The following is a 10,761-nucleotide window of genomic DNA, read 5'->3' on the forward strand; positions in this document are numbered from 1 at the left end:
CTGTGGGAGAGTAGGACGCCGCCGAACAATTCTTCTGAAAAGCCCCTGATCCATTCGGATCAGGGGCTTTTCGCATTTCCCGGAAACCGGACTCGGCAGGCTCGGTGGATGGATGGATTCGAGGGATTCGACGGATCTGACAGAGCGACGGATTCGATCGATTCGCCAGACGGCCGCGTCAGCCGCGATCAGGGCACCGGAGGTACTGCGTGCCGCGCCCAGCCTTGTCTACGCCCGTAGCACCCCTTCACGGCCCGTCTCAAGGGTCCTGGGACCCCGTTGGCGTCAGCCGGCGGGCTTGACGCTGGTGATGACGGCGAAGACGGCGCCGTGGGGGTCGACCAGCTGGGCCAGCCGGCCGACGCCGTGCACGTCCATGGCCGGGATCCGTACGGTCGCGCCGAGGGTGGCGGCGATGGCGAGGCTGGCGTCGGTGTTGGGGACCTCGAAGTAGGGGAGCCAGTGCGAGGTGGTGCCGCGCGCGGTGTGCTCGGGGCCGAGCTGCATGATGCCGCCGTGGGCGTCGTCCGTGCCGCCGCCGGCCGGGGTGAGGACGGTGTACGTCACCTCGCCGAGCGGGACGTCCTGCTCCTGCCACTCGAAGACGGCCCGGTAGAAGGACTTGGCGCGCTCGGCGTCGACGCTGTAGCACTCGGTCCAGCAGAGGCTGCCCTCCTCGGTGACGAGGTCCAGGCCGCGGGTGTCGTGCGGCTGCCAGACCGCGAAGTCCGCGCCGGTCGGGTCGGTGTAGCCGGCCATCCGGCCCGCGGAGAAGACGTCGAAGGGGGCGAACCGGACGCGGCCGCCGGACTGTTCGACCAGGGCGGTGGTGTGGTCGGCGTTCTCGGTGGCGAAGTAGATCGTCCAGCCGGGAGCGGCGCCGTCCTCGGCGACCGGGCCGAGGGCGGCGACGGTCCGGCCGTCGAGCTGGAAGAAGCCGTAGCCGCCGGCCTCGGGGCCGGCCGAGTCGAAGGTCCATCCGAACAGCGCGGTGTAGAAGTCGACGGACGCCCGGGTGTCGGGACTGCTCAGGTCGAGCCAGTCCGGGGAACCGGGGCGGAAGTCGGTGTTGAGCATGGCGGCACTGCTCCTCGGACGGGGCCCGGGCGGGCGCGGTCGACGGCGGTCCCCCTCGGTTCCTCCCACCTTGGCACCTCGGCCGGGGCGCTGCACGGCAGCGACGGTTCCGGGGCTGTCGGGGCAGGGCGGTACGGTGCGTAGCGGAATGAACCACCCGTACCGGTCGAAGGGGGTCCGGTGAGCAAGCAGGCGTCGCAGTCCGGGCAGCAGGTGCCGCGCCAGTTGGCGCAGGTCGAGGGCGTGCTGGAGCGGATCACCTACGCCAACGAGGAGACCGGCTACACGGTGGCCCGGGTGGACACCGGCCGGGGCGGCAACGACCTGCTGACGGTGGTGGGCGCGCTGCTGGGGGCGCAGGTCGGCGAGTCGCTGCGGCTGCACGGGCGGTGGGGCTCGCACCCGCAGTACGGGCGGCAGTTCACGGTGGAGAACTACACCACGGTGCTGCCGGCGACCGTCCAGGGGATCCAGCGGTACCTGGGCTCGGGGCTGATCAAGGGGATCGGGCCGCGGTTCGCCGAGCGGATCGTGGAGCGCTTCGGGGTGGACACCCTGGAGGTGATCGAGAACGAGCCGGGCCGGCTGATCGAGGTGCCGGGGCTGGGGCCGAAGCGGACGAAGAAGATCGCGGCGGCCTGGGAGGAGCAGAAGGCCATCAAGGAGGTGATGGTCTTCCTGCAGGGGGTCGGGGTGTCCACCTCGCTGGCTGTGCGAATCTACAAGCAGTACGGCGACGGCTCGATCGGTGTGGTGAAGAACGAGCCGTACCGGCTGGCCTCGGACGTCTGGGGCATCGGCTTCCTGACTGCGGACCGGATCGCCCAGGCGGTGGGCATCCCGCACGACAGCCCGGAGCGGGTGAAGGCCGGCCTGCAGTACGCGCTGTCGCAGAGCACCGACCAGGGGCACTGCTTCCTGCCGGAGGAGCGGCTGATCGCGGACGGCGTGAAGCTGCTCCAGGTGGACGTCGGGCTGGTGATCGACTGCCTGGCGGAGCTGGTGGCGGCCGAGGGGGTGGTGCGCGAGGCGGTCCCGGGGGAGGGCGGCGAGCCGGTCACCGCGGTGTACCTGGTGCCGTTCCACCGGGCGGAGATCTCGCTCGCCAACCAGTTGCTGCGGCTGCTGCGTTCGGACGAGGACCGGATGCCGTGGTTCGGGAACGTGGACTGGCCGGTGGCGCTGGACTGGCTGGCGAAGCGCACCGGGGCGGAGCTGGCGCCGGAGCAGGAGCAGTCGGTGCGGCTGGCGTTGACGGAGCGGGTCGCCGTGCTGACAGGCGGTCCGGGCTGCGGCAAGTCGTTCACGGTGAAGTCGATCGTGACGCTGGCGCTGGCGAAGCGCGCCAAGGTGGTGCTGGCGGCGCCGACCGGCCGGGCGGCGAAGCGGCTGGCGGAGCTGACCGGGGTGGAGGCCTCGACGGTGCACCGGCTGCTGGAGCTGAAGCCCGGCGGGGACGCCGCCTACGACCGGGACCGGCCGCTGGACGCGGACCTGGTGGTGGTCGACGAGGCCTCCATGCTGGACCTGATCCTGGCGAACAAGCTGGTCAAGGCGGTGCCGCCGGGTGCCCACCTGCTGTTCGTGGGGGATGTGGACCAGTTGCCCTCGGTGGGTGCCGGGGAGGTGCTGCGGGACCTGCTGGCCGAGGGCGGGCCGATCCCGTCGGTGCGGCTGACCAGGATCTTCCGGCAGGCGCAGCAGTCCGGCGTGGTGACCAACGCGCACCGGATCAACGAGGGCAGGCCGCCGCTGACGGACGGACTGGCGGACTTCTTCCTGTTCGCCGAGGACGACGCGGAGCGGGCGGCCGGGCTGACGGTGGACGTGGTGGCGCGGCGGATCCCGCAGAAGTTCGGCTTCGACCCGCGCCGGGACGTGCAGGTGCTGGCGCCGATGCACCGCGGCCCGGCCGGCGCGGGGAACCTGAACACCCTGCTCCAGGCGGCGGTGACGCCGGCCCGGGAGGGGCTGGCCGAGCGCCGCTTCGGCGGCCGCACGTTCAGGGTGGGGGACAAGGTCACCCAGATCCGCAACAACTACGACAAGGGGCGGAACGGCGTCTTCAACGGCACAGTGGGAGTGGTGACCGCCCTCAGCGTGGACGACCAGCGGCTGACGGTGCTCACCGACGAGGACGAGGAGGTGGTGTACGAGTTCGACGAACTGGACGAGCTGGCCCACGCGTACGCGGTGACGATCCACCGCTCGCAGGGCAGCGAGTACCCGGTGGTGGTGATTCCGGTCACCATGTCCGCTTGGACGATGCTCCAGCGGAACCTGCTCTACACCGCTGTGACCAGGGCGAGGAAACTGGTGGTGCTGGTGGGGTCACGCAAGGCGATCGGACAGGCCGTTCGGGCCGTCAGTGCAGGTCGGAGGCACACCGCGCTCGATCATCGACTGTCAACTGGATGATTATCCAACGGGATGGTTGCCTCTAATGTTCTCTTGACGTGAAGAGATTTACGGCAGAGCCTAGGGTGGTGCCGATCTTGTCCGGTTCATACCGGCTGCGGCGGCAGGTTTTGTAGGGGCGGGCCCTTTCGGGCCACCCCGGGTGCGCGACTGTCCTCCGGATGGGGGATGGTAGAGACAGTCAGGGCACCTTGGAAGAGGATTCATTTCGTCGGTGAGGAAGACGTGAGCGACAACTCGGTAGTACTGCGGTACCAGGACGGCGAGTACGAATACCCCGTCGTCGAGAGCACTGCGGGCAACTCCGGCTTCGACATCTCGAAGCTGCTCCCGCAGACCGGCCTGGTCACCCTGGACAACGGCTTCGGTAACACCGCCGCGTACAAGTCCGCGATCACCTTCGTGGACGGCGACAACGGCATCCTGCGGTACCGCGGCTACCCGATCGAGCAGCTCGCCTCCGATGGCGGCTTCATCGAGACCGCGTACCTCCTGATCAACGGTGAGCTGCCGAACGCGGACCAGCTGGCGGAGTTCAACCGCGAGATCACCCAGCACACCCTGCTGCACGAGGACGTCAAGCGCTTCTTCCAGGGCTTCCCGCGGGACGCCCACCCGATGGCCATGCTGTCCTCGGTGGTCGGCGCGCTGTCCACGTTCTACCCGGAGAGCCACAACCCGTTCGACGCGGCCCAGCGCCACCTGTCGACCGTGCGCCTGCTCGCCAAGCTGCCGACGATCGCCGCGTACGCGTACAAGAAGGCGATGGGCCAGCCCTTCGTCTACCCGCGCAACGACCTGAGCTACGTCGAGAACTTCCTGCGGATGACCTTCGCCGTCCCCGCCGAGGACTACGAGCTCAACCCGGTCGTCGTCAATGCGCTGGACAAGCTGCTCATCCTGCACGCGGACCACGAGCAGAACTGCTCGACCTCCACCGTGCGCCTGGTCGGCTCCAGCCACGCCAACCTGTTCGCCTCGATCTCGGCCGGCATCTCGGCCCTGTGGGGCCCGCTGCACGGCGGCGCCAACCAGGCCGTGCTGGAGATGCTGGAGAGCATCCAGAAGGACGGTGGCGACGTCGACGCCTTCATCACGAAGGTGAAGAACAAGGAAGCCGGCGTCAAGCTGATGGGCTTCGGCCACCGGGTCTACAAGGCCTTCGACCCGCGCGCCGCCCAGGTCAAGCTGCTCGCGCACGAGGTCCTCGGCCAGCTCGGCAAGAACGACGAGCTGCTGGACATCGCGCTCAAGCTGGAGGAGCACGCCCTCAAGGACGACTTCTTCATCTCGCGCAAGCTGTACCCGAACGTGGACTTCTACACGGGTCTGATCTACCGCGCCATGGGCTTCCCGACCAGCATGTTCACCGTGCTGTTCGCGCTCGGCCGGCTGCCGGGCTGGATCGCCCACTGGCACGAGATGATCAACGACCCGACCAGCCGGATCGGCCGCCCGCGCCAGATCTACACCGGCACCGCGATCCGCGACTACGTCCCGCTGGACGCCCGCTGACCGGAGCGGAGCCGACCACCGGCCCGCGCGGAAGCTGAAAGGGGCCCGGCCGCTGCCTGAGCGGTCGGGCCCCTTCGCGTCCCGGTGGCGCGCCCGAGGGCCCGCGCGGAGACGGAACCGTACGGCGCACGACTCCGGGGCCGGCCGCAGCCGGGGACGGCCGCTCAAAGCGTCCCAGGCCCGCCAGAACCCCGGCGTCGTGCGCGAAGGCCGTCGAGAGCCGACGACCGTTCCCGGGGCCCGCCGGAGCCCCGTCGACGACAGCCGCTGGAAGCGCGGGGACACGATGCCGTTCAGCGTGTCCCCGCCCATCGGAAAACTGCCGCACTACCAACCTAAGACGTATCAGGGTGCGAGAAGTTACGCCGGGGGGGTGTGAGCTGCCTCTCGCCACGCTCCGTGTGCGCGTCGTACCTCGCCCATACCACACGTTCACGCGGGCGGGACGTCACCCTCCCCGCAGTCACGGCAACCGAGCGTGATAGGAATCGTGGCATTCCGGTACGGACCGTCGCGCCATTCGCCACGTGACGGCGGAACTGGGGAGGGAGTGGGCAGATGGCCAGGAACGTCGTCGTCACCGGCGGTGGCACGGGAATCGGGTACGAAGTCGCGCGTCGGTTCGTCGAGGCCGGCGACCGCGTGGTGATCGTGGGCCGCCGCCGGGAGGTCCTGGAGAAGGCCGCGGCCGACCTCGGGCCGAGCGTCACCCCGCTGGTGTGCGACCTCGCCGACCCGGACGCCGTCGAGGCCGCGCTCGCCGATCTGCCCGAGCGGATCGACGTCCTGATCAACAACGCCGGCAGCCGGGAGACCGTGGTCGGCGGCGGCCCGCACGCCCTGCTGGCGCGTTGGCGCGGCGACTTCGAGCGCAACGTGCTCACCGTGGTGCTGCTCACCGAGTCGGTCCGTGACCGGCTCACCCCGGGCTCCGGCCGTGTGGTCACCATCAGCTCCATCGCCGCCCTGCGCGGGGCCGGTTCGTACGGCGCGGCGAAGGCCTCGCTGCACGCCTGGAACCACTTCCTGGCCGCCCAGTTGGGCACGTCGGGCATCACCGCCAACATCGTCGCGCCGGGCACCGTCGCGGGCACCGAGTTCTTCGGGCCGCGGCTGGACGAGGCCGAGGTCGCCCGCCGGGCCGCCCGCACCCTGCTCGGCCGGATCGGCGAGACCGGTGAGGTCGCGGCGGCGGTGCACTTCCTGGCCTCGCCCGAGGCCGGGTTCATCACCGGCGAGATCCTGCACTGCAACGGCGGCGAGCTGCTGGGGCGTTGAGACGCGCCCGGACAGGCCAGAGGGCCCCGGACCGGTGTCGGTCCGGGGCCCTCGCGCGTGCGGCCGGGGGGTCCGGGTCGCGGGGGGGTGTCCGGGCTCAGGCGGGCCGGAAGCGGCGCAGCCGCAGGCTGTTGGTGACCACGAAGACCGAGGAGAAGGCCATCGCCGCCCCGGCGATCACCGGGCTGAGCAGGCCGGCCGCGGCCAGCGGGATCGCCGCCACGTTGTAGCCGAAGGCCCAGAACAGGTTGCCCTTGATGGTGCCCAGGGTGCGGCGGGAGAGCCGGATCGCGTCGGCCGCCGAGCGGAGGTCGCCGCGGACCAGGGTGAGGTCGCCGGCCTCGATGGCGGCGTCGGTGCCGGTGCCCATCGCCAGGCCCAGGTCGGCCTGGGCGAGCGCGGCCGCGTCGTTGACGCCGTCGCCGACCATCGCCACGACCCTGCCCTCGGCCTGCAGCCGCCTGACGGTGGCGACCTTGTCCTCGGGGAGCACCTCGGCGATCACGTGCTCCGGCGCGATGCCGACCTCGGCCGCCACGGCCCCGGCCACCGCCCGGTTGTCGCCGGTGAGCAGCACCGGCGTCATGCCCAGTGCCCGCAGTCTGTCGACGGCCTCGGCACTGGTCGGCTTGACCGCGTCGGCGACCTCCAGCACGGCCCGCGCCTCGCCGTCCCAGCCGACCGCGATCACGGTGCGGCCGGCCGCCTCGGCGGTGGCCTTGGCGCGGGCCAGGGAGGGCGGCAGGTGCAGGGCGCGGTCGGCCAGCAGGGCCTCGTGCCCGGCGACGACCGCGCGGCCCGCCACGACCCCCTCCACGCCCCGGCCGGGCACGTTGCGGAAGTCCGCGACGGCGGGCAGTTCACCGGCCTCGGCGGCGGCCTCGGCGACCGCCCGGGCGATCGGGTGCTCGGAGGCGTGCTCGACGGCGCCGGCCAGGCGCAGCGCCTCGGCCCCGTCCACGCCCTCGGCGGTGTGCACCGCGACCAGGGCCATCCGGCCGGTGGTGACGGTGCCGGTCTTGTCCAGGACGACGGTGTCCACCGTGCGGGTGGTCTCCAGCACCTCGGGGCCCTTGATCAGGATGCCGAGCTGGGCGCCGCGGCCGGTGCCGACCATCAGCGCGGTCGGGGTGGCCAGACCCAGGGCGCACGGGCAGGCGATGATCAGTACGGCGACGGCCGCGGTGAAGGCCTCGGTGGGGCTGTCGGTGGTCAGCAACCAGACCACCAGGGTGGCCAGGGCGATCAGGACGACGACCGGGACGAAGACGGCGGAGATCCGGTCGGCCAGCCGCTGGGCGGCGGCCTTGCCGTTCTGGGCCTCCTCGACCAGCTTGGCCATCCGGGCCAGCCGGGTGTCCGCGCCGACCCGGGTGGCCTCGACCACCAGCCGGCCGCCCGCGTTGACGGTGGCGCCGGTGACGGCGTCGCCGACGGTGACCTCGACCGGGACGGACTCGCCGGTCAGCATCGAGGCGTCCACCGCCGAGGCGCCCTCGACCACCGTGCCGTCGGTGGCGATCTTCTCGCCGGGGCGGACCACGAAGCGGGTGCCGACCGTCAGCCGGTCCACCGGCAGCCGTACCTCCCGCCCGGCCCGGAGCACCGCGACGTCCTTGGCGCCGAGGTCGAGCAGGGTGCGCAGGGCGGCGCCGGCCCGGCGCTTGGAACGGGCCTCCAGCCAGCGGCCGAGCAGGATCAGCACGGTGACGGCGGCGGCGGTCTCCAGGTAGAGCGAGGAGGAGGGGTCGGTGTCGCCGACGGACGGCGAGAACTCGTGGCGCATCCCGGGCCGGCCGGCGTGGCCCCAGAACAGCGCCCAGCAGGACCAGCCGAAGGCGGCCAGGGTGCCGAGCGAGACCAGGGTGTCCATGGTGGCGGCGCCGTGCCGCAGGTTGGTCCAGGCGGCGCGGTGGAAGGGCAGGCCGCCGTAGACCACGACCGGGCCGGTGAGGGCGAAGGCCAGCCACTGCCAGTCGGTGAACTGGAGGGCCGGGACCATCGACAGCAGGACGACCGGGAGGCTGAGGACGGCGCTGATCAGCAACCGGTCACGCAGGGGGTCGGCGGGCTCGGGCTCGGATCCGGGCTCGGGGGCGGCCGGGGCCGGGGCCGGGGGCGGCGGGAGTTCGGCGGTGTAGCCGGTGCGCTCGACGGTGGCGATCAGCTCCTCGACCGTGGTGCCGGGGCCGAAGTCGACCCGGGCCTTCTCGGTGGCGAAGTTGACGGTGGCCTCGACGCCGTCCATCCGGTTGAGCTTCTTCTCGATCCGGGCCGCGCAGGAGGCGCAGGTCATCCCGCCGATCGACAGCTCGACCCGGTCCCGGGCCCCGAGGTCCGGGGCGGACGTGCTCATGCGGATCAGCTCCTTGGTCGGGCGGACGGCGGGAGCGGTTCGAGGCCCCCGCCGTGCCGGGGGGTCAGGCGCTGCGGCCGACCAGCTCGTAGCCGGCCTCGTCGATCGCGGCGCGCACCTGCTCGTCGTCCAACGGGGCGGCGGAGGAGATCGTCACGGTTCCGGCCGTGGCGTCGGCGGCGACCTCGGTGACCCCGGCCAGGGCGGAGACCTCCTCGCTGATCGCCTTCTCGCAGTGGCCGCAGCTCATGCCGGACACGGTGTAGGTGATGGTGCTGGACATGGAGGCCTCCGGGAGGTCAGGGCGGCCCGGGTGCTGCCCGGGATGCGGCGCCGACAACGACTCTGCTACCGCCAGCATACCCCTCCAGGGTATTTCCGGGCGGGGCGGGGTGGGATGTCCCGCGGTGCGGGGGGACGGGCCGGTAGGGCCTCGCCCGTGATCGTCCCTTATGTTCGGTATGTGTTTCCGCTCCGCCGCGCCCAGTCTCCCTCGGCTCCCACGGCAGCCGGACTGCCGCCGGACCGGCAGCGCGGCGCCCTGCTCGCCGCCGACCTCCAGGACGTGCCGTTCTGGCGGCGTGCCGCCCCGGCACTGATCGCCGTCCTGCTGGTCGGGCTCGCGGACTTCCTCTCCGGCAAGGACCGCTACCTCGCCCCGCTGATGACCGTGGTGCCGACCGTCGCGGCGCTGACCCTGAAACCCCGCGAACTGCTCCTGGTCTGCTTCCTCGGGCTGGTCACGGTGTTCGGGCTCAGCCACCACGACGAGGTCGACAACATCAACGACGCCCGCTTCCTCTACGGGGCGATGGTCAGCTACGTCGTGCTGACGCTGTTCTCGGCCTGGGTCGCCAAGATCCGGATGCGGCGGGCGGCGGCCTTCGCGGCCGTCAGCTCCGTCGCCGAGGCCGCCCAGCGGGCGCTGCTGCAGCTGCCGGGGCCGGCCGTCGGACCGCTGCGGCTCGCGGTGCGGTACGTGTCGGCGGCGGACGCCTCACAGATCGGCGGGGACCTGTACTCGGTGCTGGAGACCCCGCACGGCACCCGGGTCGCGGTCGGGGACGTCCGTGGCAAGGGGCTGGCGGCGGTGCAGACCGCGGCCGTGGTGCTGGGCGCGTTCCGCGAGGCGGCGTACGACGAGGCCGGGCTGCGGGGCGTCGCCGCGCGGATCGAGGCCAGCGTCGAACGGCACGTGCCGGACGGGGAGTTCACCACGGCGCTGTTCGCGGAGTTCCGGACGCCGGGGGCGATGGAGCTGCTGCAGTACGGGCACGTGCCGCCGATCCGGGTGGACGGCGACGGGCGGGCGCACGTGCTGCACGCGCCCGACCCCTGGGTGCCGCTGGGGCTCGGCCGGCTGGCGGCGGGGGAACCGACGACCTGGGAGCAGCCGTTCGGCGCGGAGGACGTGCTGGTGCTCTGCACGGACGGGGTGATCGAGGCGCGGCACCGGACGAACGGGGAGTTCTACCCGCTGGCGGAGCGGGTCGGGCCGCTGGTGCGGGGAGCCGCGCGCTCGGCGGGGGAGCTGGAGGCGGCGGTGGGGCGGGTGTACGCGGACCTGCTGGCGCACACGGGCGGGGAGCTGCGGGACGACGCCCTGCTGCTGCTGATCGCGCGGACGGACGGGTGAGGGGCGCTCCGCGGGGGCCGGGGCCGGGGCCGGGGCCGGGGCCGGGGGTTCGGGGCGTGGTGCGGGTGGGGGTCTCCGCCCCGCGCAGTTCCCCGCGCCCCTGCCGGGGCTCGGGGAACTGCGCGGGGAACAGGAAGGGAAGGGTCCTGGGATCTGCCTGAGAGCGAGGGCCGGGAGGGGATCGCCCGGGGAACCGGGCGAGGGGGCCCTGCGGGGGCTCAGGTGGCGGTGACGTCGGCGAGGGTGCGGAAGACGAGGGCGGTGGAGGTGGCGCCCGGATCCTGGTGGCCGATGCTGCGGTCGCCGAGGTAGGAGGCGCGGCCCTTGCGGGCCCGGAGTGGGACGGTGTCGAGGGCGCCCTGTTCGGCGGCGGGGGGGGGCGCCCACCCCCCCCCGCCCCCGGGCGGGCCGGCCGACCACGGCCAGGTCCCGCCAGCCCACGCGCCGGGCGGGGGGCCTCCGCGCGGGGGGGTCCGCGGCG

Annotated in this window: 8 protein-coding genes; 4 read left to right on the forward strand and 4 right to left on the reverse strand. The window is 72.5% G+C overall.

Translation table 11 applies throughout. The features are described from left to right. Positions 1-285 precede the first annotated feature (285 nt). The gene (locus tag ACWDBE_RS38795) at positions 286-1,077 is read right to left on the reverse strand and encodes a VOC family protein (RefSeq protein WP_449810334.1); all 792 of its coding nucleotides are present in this window, start codon (positions 1,075-1,077) and stop codon (positions 286-288) included. Between the two features lie 180 nt (positions 1,078-1,257). Here ACWDBE_RS38795 and recD2 point away from each other — a divergent pair, with 180 nt between their 5' ends. The 3 genes from recD2 (at position 1,258) to ACWDBE_RS38810 (ending at position 6,288) form a co-directional block, all read left to right on the forward strand. Then, a complete protein-coding gene (gene recD2 / locus ACWDBE_RS38800; protein ID WP_449792341.1) occupies positions 1,258-3,495 on the forward strand; it encodes an SF1B family DNA helicase RecD2 in 2,238 nt (745 codons plus the stop codon). A gap of 225 nt (positions 3,496-3,720) precedes the next feature. Beyond that, positions 3,721-5,010, forward strand: coding sequence for a citrate synthase (locus ACWDBE_RS38805; RefSeq protein ID WP_355264308.1), 1,290 nt, complete (start codon positions 3,721-3,723; stop codon positions 5,008-5,010). Between the two features lie 558 nt (positions 5,011-5,568). Further along, the gene (locus ACWDBE_RS38810) at positions 5,569-6,288 is read left to right on the forward strand and encodes an SDR family NAD(P)-dependent oxidoreductase (RefSeq protein WP_449792340.1); all 720 of its coding nucleotides are present in this window, start codon (positions 5,569-5,571) and stop codon (positions 6,286-6,288) included. A gap of 97 nt (positions 6,289-6,385) precedes the next feature. Here the strand turns inward: ACWDBE_RS38810 and ACWDBE_RS38815 are convergent, their stop codons facing one another. Beyond that, the gene (locus ACWDBE_RS38815) at positions 6,386-8,644 is read right to left on the reverse strand and encodes a heavy metal translocating P-type ATPase (RefSeq protein WP_449810335.1); all 2,259 of its coding nucleotides are present in this window, start codon (positions 8,642-8,644) and stop codon (positions 6,386-6,388) included. Positions 8,645-8,708: 64 nt separating this feature from the next. Then, complete coding sequence (locus tag ACWDBE_RS38820; protein ID WP_387757800.1) at positions 8,709-8,927, reverse strand: heavy-metal-associated domain-containing protein; 219 nt, start codon at positions 8,925-8,927, stop codon at positions 8,709-8,711. A 180-nt stretch (positions 8,928-9,107) separates the two neighbouring features. On the opposite strand from ACWDBE_RS38820, the gene ACWDBE_RS38825 reads away from it, so the two are divergent. Further along, positions 9,108-10,280 (forward strand): PP2C family protein-serine/threonine phosphatase, encoded by a 1,173-nt coding sequence (locus ACWDBE_RS38825; RefSeq protein ID WP_449792338.1) that lies wholly within the window; start codon positions 9,108-9,110, stop codon positions 10,278-10,280. 218 nt (positions 10,281-10,498) lie between these two features. Here ACWDBE_RS38825 and ACWDBE_RS38830 read toward each other — a convergent pair. Beyond that, a partial coding sequence (locus ACWDBE_RS38830) for a DAK2 domain-containing protein (RefSeq protein WP_449810336.1) occupies positions 10,499-10,761 on the reverse strand: 263 nt, incomplete at its 5' end.

It is taken from the genome of Kitasatospora sp. NPDC001132 (assembly GCF_053598415.1).